Below are 21,384 nucleotides of genomic sequence, written 5' to 3' on the forward strand. Positions count from 1 at the left end.
GATGTCGCTTCGCGTTGTGCGTCAGGTTGTATTTCCGGTGCTGCAGATCTGCGCCGCTCAAGCCACGCTGCGGCCAATCGGTTGACCCACCGCGCCCGCAGGTGCGGCGGGCTGAACGGATTCCGCGGGATCGGGTTGAATGAACGCCAGTTGCATATCGCGCAGGCGCTTTTTCTCGCGGGCCATCATCAACTGGTTCAAGAGGATCACCCCGATCGTCACCGCGCTGATGAAGAGCGTGGCCAGCGCGTTCATCTCGGGATTCAGGCCAAGACGTACGCGCGAGAACACGACGAGCGGCAACGTCGTCGAACCCGGGCCCGAAAGGAACGCGGAGAGCACGAGGTCGTCGATCGAGAGCGTGAACGAGAGCAGCCAGCCGGAGAGCAGCGCCTGCGAGATCAGCGGCAGCGTGATCACGAAGAACACCTTCAGCGGCGTGGCGCCGAGGTCGAGCGCCGCTTCTTCGAGCGAGCGGTTCATCTCTTTCACGCGCGACTGCACGATGATCGCGACGTACGAGACGCACAGCATGACGTGGCCGATCCACATCGTGATGATGCCGCGGCCCTTCGGCCAGCCGAGCGTCTGCTCAAGCGCCACGAACAGCAGCAGAAGCGAGATGCCCTGGATGACTTCGGGAATCACGAGCGGCGCGTTGATCATGGCCGTGTAGAGCGTGAAGCCCTTGAAGCGGCCCATGCGCGCGAGCACATAGCCGGCCCACGTGCCGATCGCGACCGACGCGAACGCCGTCATCAAGCCGATCTTCAGCGAGAGCCACGCGGCATTGAGCAGTTCGTCGTCCTGTATCAGCGCGGCGTACCACTTGAGTGAGAACCCGGACCAGACGGTCACGAGCTTCGACTCGTTGAACGAATAGACAATGAGGCTGACGATCGGGATGTAGAGAAACAGAAACCCGAGCGTGAGCACGACTACCGAGAGTGCGCGGTTTGGCTTGATCATTTGCCTTCCTCCAGTTCCTTGACCTGGTAATACTGAAAGAGAGCCATCGGCACGAGCAGCAGCAGCACCATCGCGACCGTCACTGCGGACGCCATCGGCCAGTCCATGTTGTTGAAGAACTCGTCCCACATGACGCGGCCGATCATGAGCGTGTCGGCGCCGCCGAGCAGCTCAGGAATCACGTACTCGCCGACCGCCGGAATGAACACGAGCAGGCTGCCCGCGATGATCCCGTTCTTCGAAAGCGGCAGCGTGATCTGCGTGAACGCGACCCACGGCTTCGCGCCGAGGTCATAGGCGGCTTCCAGCAGCGTGAGGTCCATCTTGACGAGGTGCGCGTAGAGCGGCATCACCATGAACGGCAGATACGAATAGACCATGCCGATCTGAACGCCCACGTCGCTGTGATAGAGCCGCAGCGGCGAATGGATGAGGCCGATCGCCATGAGCGCGTGATTGAGCAGACCGTCGTCCTTGAGAATGCCGATCCATGCGTAGACACGGATCAGGAACGACGTCCAGAACGGCAGCATCACGCCCATCATGAGCACGTTGCGCGTGGCCGGATTCGAGCGCGCGATGAAGTACGCGATCGGATAGCCGATCAGCAGGCAGAGGATGGTCGAGATTGCGGCCATCTTGAGCGAGCTGATATAGGTGGCGATGTACAGGTCGTCCTGCAGCAGGAACGCGTAGTGCGAGAGCTGCAGCGCGAAGTGCAAGACACCGTCTTTGAACTGGACGAGGGTCGTGTAGGGCGGGACGGCCATCGCCTGATCGGCGAAGCTGATCTTCAGCACGAGCACGAACGGCACGGCGAAGAACAGCGTGAGCCACAGGAACGGGATGCCGATGACGGCGGTGCGGCCCGACGGCACGAAGCGCGAGAGGAAGCGCATGAGCGCGCCGCGTCGCACGCCGCCGGTGCCGGCCGCGCCCGGCGCGCCGCTGGTGGGAATAGAGGTACTCATTTCGGCATCCTCCTCATTGTGTGAGCACGACGCCGCTGGACGGCGCCCACGAAACGTAGACGTCGTCGTTCCAGGCGGGCGCACCCTCGTTCAGGAGATGCGAACTGGAGAGGTTCGAGACGACCACCTTGCCGCCGGGCAGACGCACGTGATAGAGCGAGTAGCTGCCCATGTAGGCGACGTCGGTGACCACGCCGCGCGCCCAGTTGGTCGTCGTGCCGGGTTTGTCACGCGTGACGCGCACGCGCTCCGGTCGCACGGAGATGCCAACGGGCATGCCGAGCGGCCCGGTGATGCCGTGGCTCACGTACATGCGTGTTTCGAGTTCGTCGCTTTCGACGAAGATGTGATCGGGTTCGTCCTCGACCACGCGGCCTTCGAAGAGGTTGGTCGAACCGATGAACTCGGCCGAGAAGCGGCAATTGGGGAATTCGTAGACGTCGCTCGGCGTGCCGATCTGCATGATGCGACCTTCGCTCATGACGGCGAGGCGGTTGGCCATGGTCATCGCTTCTTCCTGATCGTGCGTGACCATCACACAAGTGACATCGACCTTTTCGATAATGTTCACGAGTTCGAGCTGCGTCTTCTGGCGGATCTTCTTGTCGAGCGCGGACATGGGCTCGTCGAGCAGAAGCAGCTTGGGGCGCTTGACGAGCGAGCGCGCGAGCGCGACACGCTGTTGCTGGCCGCCGGAGAGCTGATGCGGTTTGCGCTGGCCATAGCGGCTCATCTGCACGAGGTTCAGGGCGTCGGCGACGCGCTCCTTGATCTCGTTCTTCGGGACGCCTTCCTGCTTGAGGCCGAACGCGACATTCGACTCGACGCTCATGTGCGGGAAAAGCGCGTACGACTGAAACATCATGTTGACCGGGCGCCGGTACGGGGGCAGCGACGCGAGGTCCTCGCCGTCGACGAAGATGCGGCCCGACGTGGCCGTTTCGAGTCCCGCGAGCATGCGCAGCAGCGTGGACTTGCCGCAGCCGGAGCTGCCGAGCAGCGCGAACAGTTCGTTCTTCGCGATGTTGAGGCTCACGTTGTCCACGGCGGTGCTGTCGCCGAATTTCTTGACGACGTTTTCGATTCGCACGAAAGCGTCATTGGAGTTGGCTCGGGTGCCCGATGCACCCACGGCCGGATTGGCGTTGACTTTTGACGTCGAATTCATGATGTAACCTTGGTTCCTTTCTGATCGCAGGCATGAGTCGACCCGCACGGGGCGCATGACGCGACTCGCGGATTGCTGCGAACGAGGCTCGGGGAAGGCTGCGCAGCCTTGGTTCAACTCGGACACCTGAAGCGACTCAGGCGCGCAGCCGGACTACCACCACTGACTACAGGCGGAGAGGGGTCGAGCGATCCCTCTTCCGCAGTGTCTCCTTCGTTTTATTTCCAGACCGCTTCATTCAATCAATGGCCCGTCTTGAGCTGTGCCCACAGACGGTTTTCCAGACGCAGGATGTCGGCCGGCATCGGCTTCATCAGCGTCATCTTCTTCAGAACTTCGTCCGACGGGTACACGGTCGGATCCTGGGCGACGCCCGGCGTCACGAACGTGCGTGCGGACTTGTTCGCGGTCGGGTAGAACACTTCGTTCGTGATCTGCGAGTTGACCTTCGGATCTTCGATGTAGTTGATCCACTTCATCGCTGCTTCGGGATGCGGTGCATCCTTCGGCACGACCATCACGTCGAACCACAGCAGACCGCCTTCCTTCGGGTTCGTGAACTTGAGTTCGTACGAGCGCTTGGCTTCTTCGGCACGGCGGTGCGCGATGCCGACGTCACCCGACCAGGCCACCGCGACGCAGATGTCGTTGTTCACGAGGTCGTTGATGTAGCCCGACGAGTTGAACTGGGTGATGTACGGGCGGACTTTCTTCAGCACTTCAAAGGCGGCCTGATAGTCGGCCGGATTCGTGCTGTTCGGGTCCTTGTGCATGTACTGCAGCGTTGCTGCAAACACGTCCACGGCCTGGTCGAGGAACGACACGCCACAGCCCTTCAGCTTCGAGAGATATTGCGGATCGAACACGAGCGCCCAGCTGTCGACCGGCGCGTTGTCGCCGAGTGCCTTCTTGACGGCTTGCACGTTGTAGCCGATGCCGTCGGTGCCGAAGGCCCAGGGCACGCCGTACTGGTTGCCCGGATCGGCGTCCGCGATCATGTGCATGAGCGTCGGATCGAGGTTCGACAGGTTAGGCATGTGCGCCTTGTCGAGCTTCTGGTACACGCCTGCCTGAATCTGCTTGGCCATGTAGTTCGAGGTCGGCACAACGATGTCATAGCCCGAGCTACCGGCGAGCAGCTTGGCCTGCAGCGTATCGTCGCTGTCGTAGTTGTCGTACTTGACCTTGATTCCGGTCTGCTTTTCGAAGTTCGGAATCGTGTCCTTCGCAATGTAGTCGGACCAGTTGTAGACGTTCAGCACTTCATCGGCCGCACGGACCGGTTGACTCGAAGTAGCCGTGAGACCCGCGCACAGGGCGAGGGCAGCTGTCGCGACCGCAGTACGAAGATGACAAACACTCATGTTGGTTTCCCCTGAAGATGAAGATGGATCGGCAGTGCCTTTACCCCGTGACGTACTGCCGAACCCGGACAAGTGGTGTTACATAAGACCCAGTTGCTGCGCCGTTGCGTCGATGGCCTTCTTCGCCTTCGACACGATTTCGTCGATTTCGCTACGCGTGATCACGAGCGGCGGCGACAGCAGCATCCGGTCGCCCGTCGCGCGCATGATCAGATTGCCGTTGAAGCAGAAGTCGCGGCACAGCGTGCCGACGTCGCCGCCGTTCGCGAAGCGCTTGCGCGTCTTCGGATCTTCAGCGAGCTGAATGCCCGCAACGAGACCGACGCCGGAGATGTCGCCCACGATCGGATGATTGGCCAGCGCTTCGCGCAGGCGTTGCTGGAAGTACGGTCCGGTGTCGTGCTTCACGCGCTCAACGATGCCTTCGTCGCGCAGCAGCTTGAGGTTCGCGACCGCGACCGCGGCTGCCACCGGGTGGCCCGAGTACGTGAGACCGTGATTGAAGTCGCCATTCTCGATGATGGCCTTCGCGACGCGATCATGGAGACCCACCGCGCCCATCGGTATGTAGCCGCTCGTGAGGCCCTTGGCCATCGTGATCAGGTCCGGCTCGAAGCCGAAGTGCTGATGCGCGAACCATTCGCCGGTACGTCCGAAGCCACCGATCACTTCGTCGGCGCAGAGCAGGATGTCGTATTTGCGGCAGATGCGCTGGATTTCCGGCCAGTAGGTCGACGGCGGGAAGATCACGCCGCCCGCGCCCTGGAACGGCTCGCCGATAAACGCGGCGACGTTCTCGGCGCCGACTTCGAGGATCTTCGCTTCGAGCTGCTGCGCACGCGCGAGGCCGAATTCTTCCGGCGTCATGTTGGCTTCGGCTTCGCCGAAGAAATACGGCTGGTCGATGTGAACGATGTTCTCGACCTTCGACGGCATCTGTTCGTGCATGTACCCCATGCCGCCCAGCGTTCCGCCCGCGATGGTCGAACCGTGATAGCCGTTCTTGCGCGAGATGACGATCTTCTTCGATGCTTTGCCCTGCGTGAACCAGTATTGATGCACGATGCGCAGCACCGTGTCGTTGCCCTCGGAACCGCTGTTGCAATAGAAGAAGTGGTTGAACGGCGCCGGCGCGAGCTGCGCGAGCAGCGCCGACAATTCGATGACCGGCGGGTGGGTGGTTTTGAAGAACGTGTTGTAGTACGGCAGTTCCTGCATCTGCTTGTACGCGGCGTCAGCGAGTTCCTTGCGGCTGTAGCCGACGTTCACGCACCAGAGACCGGCCATGCCGTCGATGATCTGGTTGCCTTCTGAATCCCACAGGTACACGCCCTTCGCTTTCACGATCACGCGGCTGCCCTGCTTGTTGAGCGAGCCCATATCCGAGAACGGATGGATGTGGTGCGCGGCGTCGAGGGCGCGGTACTCGGCCGTCGAGCGCGCGGACTCTGCGCGCAGCGTCGTGGGCGCGGCCTGGATCACGCTTGCGGGGGCATCGATTCGATAACTCATTGCTTGTCTCCTGTCGATGGGACTTGGCGCTTTAGCGCTTAGTCCCATCCCATGCACAGCGGTCGATGGGACCCGGTGCTTTAGCGCCTGGCCCCATCCCTTACAAAGTTTTCAGTTACACGTGAAGCAGCAGATGCTTGCGTTCCCACGAACTTATCACGCGAAAATACGCTTCATATTCCGTTTCCTTGAGCGCGAGATACGCACGCACGAATTTCTCTCCGAGCATCTCTTTCAGCGGGTCGCTCGCGCTCATCAGCGTAATGCCCTCTTCGAGGTTGCGCGGGAGCTGGTACGGCAGTGCGTAGCCGTCGCTCACGAGCGGCTCGGTCGGCTTCAGGTGCTGCTGGAGGCCGAGATAGCCCGCGGCGAGGGTCGCGGCGATCGCGAGGTACGGGTTCGTATCCACGCCCGGAATGCGGTTCTCTACGCGGCGCGCGGCCGGCGACGAGTACGGCACGCGGAAGCCCACCGTGCGGTTGTCATAGCCCCACGCGACGTTGATCGGCGCGGCCATGAAGCGCGACAGACGGCGGTACGAGTTGATGTACGGCGCGAAGATCGGCATCAGCGCAGGCGTGTACTTCTGCAGGCCCGCGATGTACGCGTAGAACATGTCGGTGGCCTTGCCGTCCGGACCCGTGAAGAGGTTCTCGCCGGTTTCGGCGCTGACGAGGCTCTGGTGGACGTGCATGGCCGAGCCCGGCTCGTTCTCCATCGGCTTCGCCATGAACGTGGCGTACATGTGGTGGCGCAGCGCTGCTTCGCGGACCGTGCGCTTGAACAGGAACACGCGGTCGGCGAGATTCAGCGGATCGCCGTGCATGAAGTTGATTTCCATCTGCGCGGCGCCGACTTCGTGAATCAGCGTGTCGACGTCGAGGTCCTGGACGTCGCAGTACTCGTAGATGTCTTCGAAGAGCGGGTCGAACTCGTTGACCGCTTCGATCGAGTAGGCCTGGCGGCCCGTCTCCGGACGCCCCGTACGGCCGACGGGCGGCACGAGGGGAAGGTCCGGGTCCTTGTTCATGTCGACGAGGTAGAACTCCAGCTCCGGCGCGATGACCGGCTTCCAGCCCTTCGCTTCATACATTTCGAGTACGCGGCGCAGCACGCGACGCGGCGAAATTTCGACGGGCGTGCCGTCGAAGTGGACGCAGTCGTGAATGACCTGGGCGGTGGGATCGACGGCCCACGGAATGATGCGGATCGTCGAGGGGTCCGGCACGCAGACCATGTCGGGGTCGGTGACGCCGGTGAAGCTGTCGTCTTCCGGATACTCGCCGGTGACGGTCTGGATCATGACGGCTTGCGGCAGGCGCATGGATTCGCCCGATTCGAACTTGCTGCGCGGGATGATCTTGCCGCGCGCGATGCCCGCCATGTCGGGGATGATCGCTTCAACTTCGGTGATGTGATGCTTCTTCAGGAAATCGTCGATGTCTTGCATGATCGTTCTCTCTTATCTGTTGGGGCGTTTCAGGCGTGCGCGGCGCAAGGCGCCTCGGCGTTGTGCCTGTTGGCCCCGCCCGGTATTCGGGCGAGCATGCGTGCACGGCAGGCTTCACCGAACGCATGGAATATCGCGGTGGAAAGGGCGTTTTGCGCGTGCTGCCACTCGGGGTGCCACTGCACGCCCAGTGCGAAAGTACGCGCGTTAGCGACGCTCACGGCTTCAATGAGACCATCCGGCGCCAGCGCTTCGGCAACGAGGCCCGCGCCGAGCCGGTCGATCCCTTGCCCGTGCAACGAGTTGACGCTCGCGTCGCGCGCGCCGCCAGCGAGGCGTTGCAGCATGCCTCCGTCGGCGAGCGTGATCGCGTGAGCCGGCCCATATTGCTCATCGAGCTGGTCGGCCTTGTTCTCCCGGTGATCGTCGAAACCCTCCACGGCGTGGACCTGTTGATGCAGCGTGCCGCCATACACCACGTTCATTTCCTGGAAACCGCGGCAGATCGCGAGGACCGGCACGCCGGCCTCGATCGCAGCGCGCATGAGCGGCAGCGTCGTGGCGTCGCGATGCGAGTCGTGCAATGTGCCCGGCGCGCTTGGCGTACCACCATACAGATGCGGCTCGACGTTCGAATAGCTGCCGGTGAAGAGCAGTCCATCGACGGCGTCGAGCAGATCGGCTGTGGCCTGACGTGCGCCGAGCGCGGGCACAACGAGTGCCAGCGCACCGGCGCCATCCACCGCGGCGGCGATGTACTTCTCGCCGGTGACGTGCGACGCGTGCGGTCCCATCATGTTTCGATCGGCTGTGACGCCGACCAGGGGTTTCATTCGCATGGCTAAAGTTTCACTTCCATTACCCGTGTGCCACGTATTGACTTGTATTGCGGCGATACCACGGGCGTGACATGACCTTGCAACCCTGCACGAAGCAAGGCCGCAAACCTGGGGCACAGGAGATGCGCACTAACGAATCGCACTGCGCGTGGAGATCATGTAGGCAGTTCGTTTTCGGCCGTTGTGGGGCGCAACCGTGGTCAGGCGCGCACAGCCACGTCGCTCGCGTAAGGCAGGCTTCGCGTGCGATCTACAGCAACGGCAACGAACTACGCTGGAAGGAGAGGCGCTACGGCAGGAGTGACGCGACTTCGTCGGTGTGGACAGCAATAAAGGCGCGCGCGGAGACGGCGTTATGACGCCGGACCGACCGGCGCGAAAGTATCGTGATGACGGACAGGTGCAGGCGAGGGGCAAGCCTGCCGCTACTGCCATCGGCGATGGCAGCGCAGTCACCGCGAAGACACCTCGCATGACTACGATTCCACCTGACCAGAGGGCCACGGACTCTCACAATTGCACTCGACTGAATGATGTTGAGGTTGGGTCATTCCAGCGATAAAGGCTCGCATAGCGAACGCTTCGTCAACCGGAATGCAGTCGCCGCTTGAAGCCCTTCACATTGCTACGCCTTTTGCTGCGTTGCAGTGTGGCGGAGAGAACTCCATAACGTTCGACCTGTGTTTGAGGATATACGAGCCAAAATGGGCGTCAATTATTTTTTTACATTTTCTTTGTCAGCACTTACCCGAATTCCCAGGGAATACGTGTCCCCATAGGCAAATACGCGCTGAATATTCATCAATTTCGAATGGCTTACACGGGTTTCTACTAACAGAAAAAAAAGCAAACTGATTAGAATATTCAACACGTTTCCCACGCCGTCCGCGTGAACGCTCTTTCGTAAACGGTTCCTTAACGTGTCCGAGTCTGTGTCGTCGTCCACTGAAGTTGCTGTCCGCCTGCGCTGCGTTCGCAAGCGGTATGGTCTATCTCAGCGCGAGCTTGCGAAGCGAGCGGGCGTCACCAATGGCGCGATCTCGCTGATCGAACAAAGCCGGGTCAGCCCATCGGTCGGGTCGCTCAAGAAGTTGCTCGAATCCATACCGATGAGTCTCGCCGAGTTTTTCACGTTCGACCTGAACGAAGGGGGTAGCGTGGTATCGCGGCGCGACGAGATGCCGAATCTCGGCAACTCGTCCATCGAGTTCTACCTCGCCGGCGCGAACGTGAAAGACCGCAATATGGGCATCATGCGCGAGGTGTACCAGCCGCTCGCTGATACGGGCCCGGAAATGCTCATGCATGCAGGGCACGAAGGCGGCGTCGTGGTGTCCGGCCAGATCGAACTGACCGTGGACGGCACGACCTGGCTGCTCGACCCCGGCGACAGCTACTACTTCGAAAGCCGCTTGCCGCACCGCTTTCGCAATCCCAGCGCGAACGACATCTGCGAACTGGTGTCGGCGAATTCGCCGCCCACGTTCTAATTTACCTTTCGCGCGAACCCCGGGCATGCGCCGCACCGTGCGCGGCGCACACGGCCCAACGCACAACATTGAGGCATCCTGATGGAAAAGAAGACCCTCGCTTACTGGCAAGACAAGGCCGCGACGCTGTCGATCGAAGGCCGAGCATTCATCGACGGTGCGTATCGTGACGCTTACTCGGGCCGCACCTTTGACTGTGTGAGCCCGATCGACGGCCGCGTGCTCACGGGCGTCGCGGATTGCGGCGCCGCGGATGTGGATGCGGCTGTCGCCGCTGCACGCCGCGCGTTCGACGCACAGGTGTGGGCCGGCCTGAATCCGCGCGCCCGCAAGGCGATCCTGCTGCGCTGGGCCGCGCTGATGCGCGAGCACCTCGACGAACTGGCGCTGCTCGAAACGCTCGACGCGGGCAAGCCGATTGGCGACACGACGACTGTCGATGTGCCGGGCGCGGCCTATTGCGTGGAATGGTTTGCGGAGGCCATCGACAAGGTCGGCGGCGAAGTCGTGCCCGCCGACCATCATCTCGTGGGCCTCGTCACGCGCGAGCCGATCGGCGTTGTCGCTGCCGTGGTGCCGTGGAATTTCCCGATCCTGATGGCATCGTGGAAATTCGGCCCCGCGCTCGCGGCGGGCAATAGCGTCGTGCTCAAGCCTTCGGAGAAGTCGCCGCTCACCGCCATTCGCGTCGCGCAACTCGCGCACGAAGCGGGCATTCCGGCGGGCGTGTTCAACGTGCTGCCGGGGGGCGGAGAGCCGGGCAAGCTGCTCGCTCTGCACCGCGACGTGGACTGCATCGCGTTCACGGGTTCGACGGGCGTCGGCAAACAGATCATGCAATACGCGGGCCAGTCCAATCTCAAGCGCGCATGGCTCGAACTGGGCGGCAAGTCGCCGAACATCGTGCTGCCGGACTGCCCGGACCTCGACCGCGCCGCGAACGCCGCGGCCGGTGCGATCTTCTACAACATGGGCGAGATGTGCACGGCGGGTTCGCGCCTGCTCGTGCATCGTGACATCAAGGACGTGTTTCTCGCGAAACTCGTCGAGGCCGCGCGCAATTACGTGCCGGGCAATCCGCTCGATCCGAAGACGACGATGGGCGCCATCGTCGACAAGATCCAGCTCGAGCGCGTGCTCGGCTATATCGAAGCGGGCCGCAAGGAATCGAAGCTGCTGCTGGGCGGAAAGCGTGTGAACGAAGCAAGCGGCGGCTACTATATCGAGCCGACCGTGTTCGACACGCACCACGATTCGAAAGTCGCGCGTGAAGAAATCTTCGGGCCGGTGCTGTCGGTCATTACGTTCAGCACGATCGACGAAGCGGTGCGTATTGCCAACGATACCGACTACGGCCTCGCCGCCGCGGTCTGGACGTCGAACCTCACGCACGCACACGATATTTCGCGTCGTCTGCGCGCGGGCACCGTATGGGTCAACTGCTACGACGAAGGGGGAGATATGAACTTCCCGTTCGGCGGTTTCAAGGAATCGGGCAACGGCCGTGACAAGTCGCTGCACGCACTGGAGAAGTACACCGAGCTGAAGTCCACGCTCGTGAGGCTGCGCTAAAGGATTCGCAAGCCAGCGCGGCGGCAGGCACGGAAAGCCCGCCGCCGCGTTCCCAATGAATCCGACCGCCGCGGCGCGCTTTTATCGATTCGAGCGCTGCGGTCCTTTCAATCAGGTCATTGCATGACTGCCATCATTCATGGCGACGGCGCAATTCGCCGTCCATCGCTTTACGGTTCATCCATCGAAAACACCTACGGCGGCGTGCTGTCGTTCATGCGACGCAACTACACGCGCGAACTCGACGGCGTCGATGTCGTCGTGTCGGGCGTGCCGCTCGATCTCGCCACCACGTTCCGCTCGGGCGCACGGCTTGGGCCCAGCGCGGTGCGTGCAGCCAGCGTCCAGCTGGCCGAGCTGCATCCGTACCCGTGGGGCTTCAATCCGTTCGACACGCTCGCCGTGACCGACTACGGCGACTGCTGGTTCGACGGGCACAATCCGCTGTCGATCAAGCCCGCCATCATCGAGCACGCGCGCACGATCCTGCGCTCGAACGCGAAGATGCTCACGTTCGGCGGCGATCACTTCATTACGTATCCGCTGTTGATCGCACACGCGGAGAAGTACGGCAAACCGCTTTCGCTGATCCACTTCGACGCGCATTGCGACACCTGGGCCGACGACTCGCCGGACAGCCTCAATCACGGCACGATGTTCTACAAGGCTGTGAAGGACGGCCTCATCGATCCGAAGACTTCGGTGCAGGTGGGCATCCGCACGTGGAACGAGGATTTTCTCGGCATCAATATGCTCGATGCGGCGTGGGTCCACGAACACGGTCCGGCGGCTGCGCGCCAGCGCATTCTGGACATCGTGGGCGAGCGGCCCGCGTATCTGACCTTCGATATCGACTGTCTCGATCCGGCCTTCGCGCCCGGCACGGGTACGCCGGTGCCGGGTGGACTTTCGTCGGCGCAGGCGCTCTCGATCGTGCGCGGACTCGAAGCCGTCAACCTGATCGGCGCGGACGTAGTGGAAGTGGCGCCGGCCTACGATCAGAGCGAGATCACGGCGATCGCTGCCGCGCACATCGCGTGTGATCTGCTGTGCCTGTGGCGCCAGCGCAAGGTGGCGGGAAAATAACGCGCGTTAGCGTTCGACGAGCGGACCCAGATTGGCGCGCACGCGCTGAAGCATCTGGCTGAACTGCTCGGCTTCTTCAGGCGTGAAGCCCGCGAGGGCTTCCGTCTGCACTTCATCCCCCACGTGGCGCGCGGCCGTGAGCACGCTTTCTGCCTTTGGCGTGAGGCTCACCTGCAATTCGCGGCGGTCGTCCGGATTCGCCGTGCGTGCGACCCAGCCGTTTTCCTCCAGTCTTTCCAGCAGCCGTCCAGCCGAAATTGGCGCGACTTCGAGCCGCTCGGCGAGGCGCGCCTGATTCATGTCGCCGTAATGGGAGAGGTACGCGATCGTCCGGCACTGCGCGCGCGTGAGTTCCAGCGACGACTTCGCGAGATCGTCGTAGCGCTTGCCGTACAGCCGGCCCACATCGGCGATCAAGAAGCCGAACCGTTTTTCGAGGTCGCTAGTCATGGGCGCGATTATACGGACGAAGGGTGGAAGAAGCGCTTTCGCGGGATTCCCCGATTTTTTCCCTGCTTTTCCCCCGATTGCACCGTGCATTGCTATCCGTATAATAAGCACGCTTATCATTTCCCTCCGCAACCGTCCCTTTCACGATGACCGCAGTCGCTCAGGGCGGCAAGTCCGCGCCGCTCAACCGGGGCATGATCACTCTGTCGATCATGCTCGCCACGCTCATGCAGACGCTCGACAGCACGATCGCCAACGTCGCGCTTCCGCACATGCAGGGCTCGATGGCGGCGTCGCAAGACGAGATCACGTGGGTGCTCACGTCGTATATCGTCGCGGCGGCCATCGCTACGCCGCTCACGGGGTGGCTTGCCGATCGCTTCGGCGTGAAGCGGTTGCTCGGTTTCGCGATTGCGGGCTTTACGGTCGCGTCGGCGCTATGCGGCCTTTCGAACTCGCTCGGCGAGATCGTCGGCTCGCGGCTCTTGCAGGGCATATTCGGCGCATCGCTCGTGCCGCTCTCGCAGTCGATCCTTCTCGACATCAATCCGCGCGACCGCCAGGGCCAGGCCATGGCGGTGTGGGGCATGGGCGTGATGGTCGGGCCGGTGCTCGGCCCGACGCTCGGCGGCTGGCTCACGGACAGCTATAACTGGCGCTGGGTGTTCTTCATCAACGTGCCGGTCGGAGCGTTCGCGTTCTTCGGCGTGTCCACGTTTCTGCCGGCCCGCGATCCCGCCCGCCAGACGCGCTTCGATATGTTCGGCTTCGCTACGCTCGCGCTCGCGATTGGCGCGCTGCAGGCGATGCTCGACCGCGGCGAGCAGCTCGACTGGTTCAGTTCGCTCGAAATCCGCATCTATGCACTCGTCGCGGCGCTCAGCTTCGCGTTCTTTGTCGTGCATACGGCCACCCACGGGCCGCACACGTTCTTCCGCTATCAGTTGCTCAAGGACCGCAACTTCGCGACGGGCACGTTCTTCATCTTCGTGATCGGCGCGGTGCTCTACGCGACGCGCGCGCTGCTGCCGCCGATGCTGCAGTCCCTGATGGGCTATCCGGTGGCGCTCACGGGCCTCGTCACTGCGCCAAGCGGCGCGGGCACGATGGTCGCGATGCTGATTGCGGGACGCTTGCTGAGACGCGTCGATGCGCGCGCACTGCTGCTGTTTGGCTTCGTCGTTTCCGCTTTTTCGCTGTGGCAGATGATGCAGTACACGATTGTGCTGTCGCCATCGGACATCGTGTGGCCCGGCGTCATTCAGGGCTTTGGCCTCGGCTTTGTGTTCGTGCCGCTATCTGCGCTCACGTTTTCGACGCTCACGCCCGAACTGCGCGCGGACGGCACGGCGACATACAGCCTGATGCGCAATATCGGCAGCAGTATCGGCATTTCGGTCGTGCAGACGTTCTTCACGCGTGGCACGCAGGTCTCCCACGCGAATCTTGCGGAGCACATCACGCCGTTCGATCCCGCGGTCCAGTCGATGCTTTCGAACGGATCGCCGTACAATCTCGGCGTGCTCAATCAGACGATCACGCAGCAGGCGCAGATGATCGCCTACCTGAACGACTTCAAGATGATGTTCGTCGCGACGCTGCTCGTGATTCCGCTGCTCGTGCTGATCCGGCCTTCGTCCCACAGCGCGAGCGCCGCCGACGCGAGCCACGCGGCGATGGACTGAGCGTCCGGCCGCAGCGTCGCTCGCCTATCAACGAAAACCCATGCTTTCCGCTGTCTCCATTCTGCTGCCCGTATTCGGGCTGATTTTCGCTGGCTTCGCGTGCCGCCGCTTCGGCGTGCTGGGGCCCGCCGCCGCTTCTGAACTCAATCGCTTCGTCGTGTGGCTCGCGCTGCCGGCGCTGCTCTTCGACATCGTCGCGCATGCCACCTGGCGCGAACTGTTCCAGCCCGCTTTCATCGTGACGTTCGGCGGCGCGTGCCTGCTCGTTTTCGCGGGCGTGGTGGCCGTGCGGCTTTTCCTCGGCCGTCCGCTTGCCGATGCGAGCATCGACGGTCTCGCCGCCGCTTATCCGAACACCGGCTACGTGGGCTTTCCACTGGGCATGATCGCGTTCGGGCCGTCGAGCCTCACGCCCACCACGATCGCGTCGATCATCGTCGTGTGCGTTCTGTTTGCGTTCGCCATCGTGCTGATCGAAACAGGGCTGCAAAGCGAGCGTCGGCCGCATCGGCTCGTGATGAAGGTCGGGCGGTCGCTGTTGCGCAATCCGCTGCTCGTTGCGCCTCTGCTCGGCGCGATCGTTTCGGGCGCACACGTTACGGTGCCCGCGAGTGCGCAGACGTTCCTGAAGCTGTTGGGCGGCGCGGCGAGCCCATGCGCGCTCGTGAGCCTCGGTCTGTTCCTCGCGGAACGCCGCAGCACTGAGACGGCGCCGCGCGAGTCGTCGTGGTGGCTCACGCTCACGAAGCTCGTCGCGCAACCCGTGCTGACGTGGTGGCTTGCGGTGCGCGTGTTCGCGTTGCCGTTTCCGCTCGCTCAGACCGCGCTGTTGCTCGCGGCACTGCCCACCGGCACCGGCCCGTTCATGCTGGCCGAATACTATCGACGAGAGGCGCACGTCACGTCGCGGACCATTCTTCATTCGACGATCGGCTCACTGGTGACGCTAACACTGCTTTTGCTATACCTCCAACGCTGAGCGTGACCACGCGCGGCACGCGGCTTGCGGCAATAGCGTCATGCCATCGAAAAGGGGGTTCGACGATGAAATGGCTTAAACGCAGTGGGGCGGCGCTCATGCTGGCGATCGTCGCCGCATCGGCCACCGGGGCGTGTACGCTCGGCGGCGCGGCCGCGGGTGGTTACGTCGGCAACAAGGCGACTAACGGCAGCGGGGTCGGCACGGTGGGCGGCGCAGTGGCGGGCGGCGTGATAGGGTACGAACTCGGGAAGTAATCGCAATGAGCTATCGCAGCAGTCGATGCCGGGTGTCGAGCGCGTGATTCACAACGCGCCCGCACCCGTTGCCATCACTTGACCGCGCCTAGCGCGAGGCCCTTCACCATATACCGCTGCAACCAGGCGAACACCACCGAGACGGGTAGCGTCGCCGCGAGCGTGGCGGCCATCACGAGTTGCCATTCGACGGTGTATTTACCGGCCACCATGTCCGTCACCTGCACCGTGAGTGTCTTGTTCTCGGGCGAGCGGATCAGCGTATAGACCACCGCGAATTCGTTCCAGGCGCTGATGAACGTGAAGATCGCGGTGACGACCACAGCCGGCACGGCAAGCGGCAGGAACACGCGAAACACCGCGCCCGTGCGGCTCGCGCCCTCGAGCCACGCCGATTCTTCGAGATCGCGCGGCACCGTCTGGAAGTACGACGACAGCATCCACACGGCAAACGCGATATTGAACGCCGCATAAGAGACGATGACGCCGATCTTCGAATCGACGAGATTGCCATCGCCCCACGGGATCATCGCGGCAAGCCGGAACAGGCCTACCACCAGCAGGATCGGCGAAAGCATCTGCGTGACGAGCAGGAACTGCCGGTACAGCCCGCGACCGCGGAACGGAAAGCGCGCGAGCGCATAGGCGGCGGGCAGGCTCACGGCGAGCGCGAGGCTCGTGGAAAGCACGCTGACCACGATGCTGTTGCGCAGCGCGACGCCGAAGTTCGCGGCCACCCACATGTCGACGTAGTTTTGCCAGCGCCACTGCATCGGCAGCCAGCGCGCCGGAAAGACGAACACTTCCGATGCGGGTTTGAACGACGTGAAGAACATCACGGCGAACGGAAACAGCACGACGACCACCAGCGGCGACAGCACGAGCCAGCAGAGCAGGGAGCGTTTGATCTTTTGCTTCATGCGAGGTCTCCTTCTGCATTGCCGCCGCGCTTCGCCTGCAGCTTCAGATAGGCGACCGAGAACGCGAACAGGATCACGAGCATGACGAGCGAAACCGCGGCGGCTTCGCCGGGGCGTCCGAGGCGGAAGCCCAGTTCGTAGAGGTACGTGACGAGAATGTGCGTGCTGTTGTCGGGGCCACCTTGCGTCATGACCCAGATGATCGGGAACGAGTTGAACACGTAAATCACGTTCAGCAGGATCGCCATGTTGATGAACGGTTTGAGCAGCGGCAGCGTGAGCTGGCGGAACTGCTGCCAGGCGCTCGCGCCGTCGATTCGCGCGGCCTCGTAGATGTCGCCCGGCACCGACGAAAGTCCGCCGAGCAGGATCGTCGTGGTGAAGGGAATCGATACGAGTATGCCCACGCAAATCTCGACCGGGAACGCGTATTCCGGGGTCGCGAGCCAGTGAATCGGTCCCGCTATGAGGCCAAGGCGCTGCAGCGTCACGTTGACCATGCCGTAGTCGTCGTTGAATGACCAGCGCCACACCACGGCGGTCATCGTGAGCGAGACGGACCACGGCAGCATCACGATCGTGCGCGCGATGCCGCGTCCATAGAAGTCCTGATTGAGCACGAGCGCGACCGGCACGGAAATCAGCACGGTGCCCGAGACCACGAAGAACGTCCAGATGAGCGTGTTCTTCAGCGCGCTCATGAACACGGGATCGCCGAGCACGTTGTAGAAGTTCTGCAGGCCGCTGAAATCGCGGATCTGTCCGAAGCGCGACACCTCGTGCAGCGACTGGTACACGATGTTGAAGATCGGATAGCTGATGATGAACAGCGCGAGCACGAGACTCGGCACGATCAGGAGCCAGGGCGCGCGAGGCGTGGCGACGGCACGGTTGGAGCGGCTCATGCGGGTGGGTTCGCGTGTTCGGTCAGGGGTGCCGCCGGTCGCCGGACCGGTTGGCTGCGGTTGCCCGGATTGTCTCAGGGGACCGGTAGTCATGTCGTTACGTCCTCGGTGCTGCGATCTTTCCATGCTTTGGCGGACCGTCGCGCGCGTGAAATGCAGCGCGCGCGACAGTCCGTACCGGCGTCAGGCGGTCATTACTTGCCGAGCGCCTTGTTCGCTTCGGCGGCAGCCTGGTTCAGTGCGTCGGCGGGCTTGGCCTTGCCGAGGTAAATCGCCTGCATCCCGTTCGTCACGGCCTTCGCGGTGTCTTCCCAGCCCGTCACAGTCGGTGCGAAGCGCGCGTGCGGCAGAAGCGCGATGAATGCCTGCGTGTCCGGGTCCTGGAACGCCGGGTCGGTCGCTTCGGCCTTCGTCGTCGGCAGGAAGCCCTCCGTGCTCGTGAACTGCACGCGCGGTTCCTTCGTGAACAGGAAGTCGAGGAACTTCCAGGCGGCCGGCTTCACCTTCGAGTTCTTGAACATCATGATCGAATCGGTGACCGCGTAGGTCGCCGGCGTCGTGGCCACGGGAATCGCGTCGATGCCGTACTTGATGTTCGGGGCTTCCTTCTTCAGTTGCTTCGCGAGGAACGGCGCCGAGATCATCATCGCCACGCGGCCCTGCTTGAAGAGGTTCTGCACATCTTCGCGGCTGTAGCCCGTGACGCCCGGTTGGGTGAGGCCTTCGTCGATCATCGTCTTGTAGAGCGTCGCGGCCTTCACGCCTTGCGCCGAATTGAACGCCGCCTTGCCGTCCTTGCCCACCACTTCGCCGCCGTGGGTCCACAGCGCGTAGTAGAAGTACACGTCGGTTTCGATTTCCTTGCCTTGCAGACCGAAGCCGGCGATGCCCTTGGCCTTCAGCTTCTTCGACGCATCGACCACTTCCGCCCAGGTCTTCGGGCCGCCCGGATAGCCGACCGACGCGAGCATGTCCTTGTTGTAGTAGAGCGCGCGCGCCGAAGCGGCGATCGGCAGGCCGTAGGTCTTGCCGCCGATCTGGCCAGGCGCGAGGAACGGACCGATGAAGCGGCCCTTGAAGTTCGCGTCCATGTAGCCGTCGAGCGGCTCGGCGATGCCGTCCTTCACGAAGTCGAGAAGCCAGCGCGTGCCGATGATCGCGAGGTCGGCGTTCGCGCCGCCGGCGATGTCCGTTTGCAGCTTCTGTTGCAGCGAGTCCCAGTTCACGTCTTCGATCTTGATCGTCGTGCCGGGATTGGCGGCTTCGAACTGCTTGGCCATTTTCTCGAAGTACGGCGCGGTGGCGTCGCTGTAGTGCGCGACCGTCACGCGAACCGTATCGGCGTGTGCCGCAATTCCGATGCCGGCAAAGGCGAGCGCGACGGCGAACTTGCCGAGCGCAGTGGTTGCACGTTGCTGAAACGACATTCTCACTCTCCTGTGTCGATGGGACTTGGCGCTTCAGCGCTGGGTCCAATCCCTTGCGGGTGGTTGCTGGGTGGTTATGCCTGCTTATTCCTGCGTACACCGCCGCCGGGACTCCGGCCGCTGGGTTGCGTTGTTTGAAAAAATCCTACAGGATGAAAAAAGCGTTGTCACCTGGTAAACGCGATATTGTTTTTCGCTCGGTGTTTTGCCTAACATGCTGTTAAACAGGGATAATTCATGCGCCGCAGCAGAACGGGCTGTGCACGTTAACCCGGACTCCGCCGCGCGGTATTCGGTGTGTTTGTTGGAAATTTACAGGCCGGCTGGCATGGCTGGCGGCCCGATTCGGAGAGTCGAACATGAGCCGGGTGGTGCTGGTGACGGGCGCGAGCGGCGGCATTGGCCGCGCACTGTGCAAGCGGTTTCTCGATGCGGGAGACACCGTTCTCGCGCTCGATCGCGACGAGGCGCTCGCGCAGTCGCTGCGCGTGGATTTCGGCGGTGAGCGGCTCGAAGCGCTCGTCGCCGACGTGAGCGACGCTGCAGCGATGAGCGATGCCGTGTCAGCCGGCGTGGCCGCGCGCGGGCCGGTCGACGTCGTGGTGGCGAATGCGGGTGGTGCGCTCGGCACGACGCTCGCGCGCACCGACGCAGCCGAATGGCGGCGCGACATCGACCTGAATCTGAACGGCGCGTACTACACGGTCGAGGCGGTGCGCCAGTCGATGATCGAGCGGCAGCGCGGCGCAATTGTGCTGATCGGTTCCGTGAACGGGCTCACCGCGCTCGGGCATCCCGCCTATAGCGCGGCGAAGGCGGGCCTCGTGAGCTACACGAAGGCGCTCGCGATCGAGCTGGGGCAGTACGGCATCCGCGCGAATCTCGTCTGCCCGGGCACCGTCAAGACGCCCGCGTGGCAGGCGCGCGTCGACCGGCATCCGCAAATCTTCGAAGAACTGAAGAAGTGGTATCCGCTCGGCGACGTGGCGGCACCCGAGGACATCGCCGACGCAGTGCACTTTCTGGCGTCGCCGCAGGCGCGCGTGATCACGGGCGTCGCGTTGCCGGTGGACGCGGGCCTCATGGCCGGCAACCGGATGATGGCGAACGAGCTGACGCTCGACCCGCTCTGATGCGTTGAGCCGATCTCACGTAAAGCACACGCAAATCACACGCACGACAGCGTAACCAGCGAACGAGGACAGCATGGCAGCGGTACAACTGAACGGCATCTACAAGCGCTACGGCGAAACGCAGGTCGTGCATGGCGTCGACCTCGATATCGAGGACGGCGAGTTCGTCGTGCTCGTCGGCCCGTCGGGTTGCGGCAAGACCACGCTGATGCGCATGATCGCGGGTCTCGAGGACATCAGCGGCGGCGATCTCACCATCGGCGGCACGCGCGCGAATGGGCTGCCGCCGCAGCAGCGCAACGTGTCGATGGTGTTCCAGAGCTATGCGCTCTACCCGCATCTGTCCGTGTACGACAACATCGCGTTCGGCCCGCGCATCCGCAAGGAACGCGAGGACGCGTTCAAGCCGCGTATCGAGGCGGCGGCGAAGATGCTCAACCTGTCGAGCTATCTCGAACGCTTGCCGCGTGCGCTCTCCGGCGGGCAGCGCCAGCGTGTGGCGATGGGCCGCGCCGTCGTGCGCGAGCCATCGCTCTTCCTCTTCGATGAACCGCTCTCGAACCTCGACGCCAAACTGCGGGTGCAGATGCGCACGGAAATCAAGGCGCTGCACCAGCGTTTGCGCAACACGGTGGTCTATGTGACGCACGACCAGATCGAGGCGATGACGATGGCCGACCGCATCGTCGTGATGAACGCGGGCCGCATCGAACAGATCGGACGCCCGCTCGACCTCTACGACAAGCCGGGCAATCTGTTCGTCGCGAGCTTCCTCGGGTCGCCCTCGATGAACTTTGCGGCGGGCACGGTCATGAGCGACGCGCGCGGCACCGCGCTCGTGCTCGAAGACGGCGTGCGCATCGCGCTGCCCGAGGCGACGGCGCGCCTGACGCAGGCGGGCGCACGCGTGACGCTCGGCATCCGCCCGGAGCACATCGAGGCCGGGGGTGACGTGCCATTCAACGTCGACGTGATCGAACCGACTGGCGCCGAGACCCACTTGTACGGGAAAATAAGCGATTCAACCTGGTGCGTTACCACGCGCGCGCGACCGCAGGTCGCGCCGGGGCAGCGCATGACGCTCGGTCTGCCTCACGCGCATCTGCATCTGTTCGATACCGAAAGTGGCAAGCGGCTCGATCTGGACTGAATTCGAAGCTGAACGAGGCTGAAAAAATCGGGCGTTGGTCAATCCACGGGATATTGA

The 21,384-nt window shown here is 63.0% G+C and carries 19 protein-coding genes and 1 pseudogene; 8 read left to right on the forward strand and 12 right to left on the reverse strand.

The genetic code is table 11. The annotated features are described in order from the left end of the window. Positions 1 to 57 precede the first annotated feature (57 nt). The 8 genes and pseudogenes from D1Y85_RS14635 to D1Y85_RS27595 all read right to left on the reverse strand — a co-directional run bounded on the left by D1Y85_RS14635 (position 58) and on the right by D1Y85_RS27595 (position 8,787). A complete protein-coding gene (locus tag D1Y85_RS14635; protein WP_124151788.1) occupies positions 58 to 969 on the reverse strand; it encodes an ABC transporter permease subunit in 912 nt (303 codons plus the stop codon). Next, positions 966 to 1,940, reverse strand: a complete 975-nt coding sequence (locus D1Y85_RS14640) for an ABC transporter permease subunit (protein ID WP_124151789.1) — start codon at positions 1,938 to 1,940, stop codon at positions 966 to 968. Before D1Y85_RS14640 ends, D1Y85_RS14635 begins: the two co-directional genes overlap by 4 nt. Positions 1,941 to 1,953: 13 nt before the next feature. After that, positions 1,954 to 3,042, reverse strand: a pseudogene (locus D1Y85_RS14645) (ABC transporter ATP-binding protein); the annotation flags it as partial. Between the two features lie 308 nt (positions 3,043 to 3,350). Further along, positions 3,351 to 4,472, reverse strand: coding sequence for a polyamine ABC transporter substrate-binding protein (locus D1Y85_RS14650; RefSeq protein WP_124151791.1), 1,122 nt, complete (start codon positions 4,470 to 4,472; stop codon positions 3,351 to 3,353). Between the two features lie 78 nt (positions 4,473 to 4,550). Continuing rightward, entirely contained in the window at positions 4,551 to 5,984 is a 1,434-nt protein-coding gene (locus D1Y85_RS14655; protein WP_124151792.1) for an aspartate aminotransferase family protein, read from the reverse strand. A 115-nt stretch (positions 5,985 to 6,099) separates the two neighbouring features. Further along, positions 6,100 to 7,434: a glutamine synthetase family protein gene (locus D1Y85_RS14660; RefSeq protein ID WP_124151793.1), complete on the reverse strand. Its 1,335-nt coding sequence runs from the start codon at positions 7,432 to 7,434 to the stop codon at positions 6,100 to 6,102. Between the two features lie 29 nt (positions 7,435 to 7,463). Further along, positions 7,464 to 8,273, reverse strand: coding sequence for a gamma-glutamyl-gamma-aminobutyrate hydrolase family protein (locus tag D1Y85_RS14665; protein WP_124151794.1), 810 nt, complete (start codon positions 8,271 to 8,273; stop codon positions 7,464 to 7,466). Positions 8,274 to 8,562: 289 nt separating this feature from the next. Continuing rightward, entirely contained in the window at positions 8,563 to 8,787 is a 225-nt protein-coding gene (locus D1Y85_RS27595) for a hypothetical protein (protein WP_246024915.1), read from the reverse strand. Positions 8,788 to 9,193: 406 nt separating this feature from the next. Between D1Y85_RS27595 and D1Y85_RS14675 the strand changes: the two genes are divergently transcribed. The 3 genes from D1Y85_RS14675 (at position 9,194) to speB (ending at position 12,421) form a co-directional block, all read left to right on the forward strand. Next, positions 9,194 to 9,763 (forward strand): cupin domain-containing protein, encoded by a 570-nt coding sequence (locus D1Y85_RS14675; protein ID WP_124151795.1) that lies wholly within the window; start codon positions 9,194 to 9,196, stop codon positions 9,761 to 9,763. 81 nt (positions 9,764 to 9,844) lie between these two features. Then, entirely contained in the window at positions 9,845 to 11,335 is a 1,491-nt protein-coding gene (locus D1Y85_RS14680) for an aldehyde dehydrogenase (RefSeq protein ID WP_124151796.1), read from the forward strand. A 123-nt stretch (positions 11,336 to 11,458) separates the two neighbouring features. Continuing rightward, the gene (gene speB / locus D1Y85_RS14685) at positions 11,459 to 12,421 is read left to right on the forward strand and encodes an agmatinase (protein WP_124151797.1); all 963 of its coding nucleotides are present in this window, start codon (positions 11,459 to 11,461) and stop codon (positions 12,419 to 12,421) included. A 6-nt stretch (positions 12,422 to 12,427) separates the two neighbouring features. Here speB and D1Y85_RS14690 read toward each other — a convergent pair whose 3' ends face one another. Continuing rightward, entirely contained in the window at positions 12,428 to 12,871 is a 444-nt protein-coding gene (locus tag D1Y85_RS14690) for a MarR family winged helix-turn-helix transcriptional regulator (protein ID WP_124151798.1), read from the reverse strand. A 194-nt stretch (positions 12,872 to 13,065) separates the two neighbouring features. Between D1Y85_RS14690 and D1Y85_RS14695 the strand changes: the two genes are divergently transcribed. From D1Y85_RS14695 to D1Y85_RS14705, 3 genes are all read left to right on the forward strand, one after another. After that, entirely contained in the window at positions 13,066 to 14,556 is a 1,491-nt protein-coding gene (locus D1Y85_RS14695; RefSeq protein WP_185218998.1) for a DHA2 family efflux MFS transporter permease subunit, read from the forward strand. A 40-nt stretch (positions 14,557 to 14,596) separates the two neighbouring features. Then, positions 14,597 to 15,535, forward strand: coding sequence for an AEC family transporter (locus tag D1Y85_RS14700; protein ID WP_124151799.1), 939 nt, complete (start codon positions 14,597 to 14,599; stop codon positions 15,533 to 15,535). 98 nt (positions 15,536 to 15,633) lie between these two features. Beyond that, positions 15,634 to 15,792: a glycine zipper 2TM domain-containing protein gene (locus D1Y85_RS14705; RefSeq protein ID WP_425466937.1), complete on the forward strand. Its 159-nt coding sequence runs from the start codon at positions 15,634 to 15,636 to the stop codon at positions 15,790 to 15,792. Between the two features lie 74 nt (positions 15,793 to 15,866). Here the strand turns inward: D1Y85_RS14705 and D1Y85_RS14710 are convergent, their stop codons facing one another. The 3 genes from D1Y85_RS14710 to D1Y85_RS14720 form a co-directional block, all read right to left on the reverse strand. Next, positions 15,867 to 16,712, reverse strand: a complete 846-nt coding sequence (locus D1Y85_RS14710) for a carbohydrate ABC transporter permease (RefSeq protein ID WP_124151801.1) — start codon at positions 16,710 to 16,712, stop codon at positions 15,867 to 15,869. After that, the gene (locus D1Y85_RS14715) at positions 16,709 to 17,617 is read right to left on the reverse strand and encodes a carbohydrate ABC transporter permease (protein WP_124151802.1); all 909 of its coding nucleotides are present in this window, start codon (positions 17,615 to 17,617) and stop codon (positions 16,709 to 16,711) included. Before D1Y85_RS14715 ends, D1Y85_RS14710 begins: the two co-directional genes overlap by 4 nt. A 194-nt stretch (positions 17,618 to 17,811) precedes the next feature. Then, positions 17,812 to 19,044, reverse strand: a complete 1,233-nt coding sequence (locus D1Y85_RS14720; RefSeq protein WP_124151803.1) for an ABC transporter substrate-binding protein — start codon at positions 19,042 to 19,044, stop codon at positions 17,812 to 17,814. Positions 19,045 to 19,403: 359 nt separating this feature from the next. Between D1Y85_RS14720 and D1Y85_RS14725 the strand changes: the two genes are divergently transcribed. Both D1Y85_RS14725 and D1Y85_RS14730 read left to right on the forward strand, forming a co-directional pair. Then, positions 19,404 to 20,177: an SDR family oxidoreductase gene (locus D1Y85_RS14725; protein ID WP_124151804.1), complete on the forward strand. Its 774-nt coding sequence runs from the start codon at positions 19,404 to 19,406 to the stop codon at positions 20,175 to 20,177. A 73-nt stretch (positions 20,178 to 20,250) separates the two neighbouring features. After that, positions 20,251 to 21,327 carry an ABC transporter ATP-binding protein gene (locus D1Y85_RS14730; protein WP_124151805.1) on the forward strand — a complete coding sequence of 359 codons (1,077 nt, stop codon included), beginning with the start codon at positions 20,251 to 20,253 and terminating at the stop codon, positions 21,325 to 21,327. The last annotated feature ends 57 nt before the right edge of the window (positions 21,328 to 21,384 follow it).

The organism is Paraburkholderia dinghuensis (assembly GCF_003837865.1).
Classification (GTDB): domain Bacteria; phylum Pseudomonadota; class Gammaproteobacteria; order Burkholderiales; family Burkholderiaceae; genus Paraburkholderia; species Paraburkholderia dinghuensis.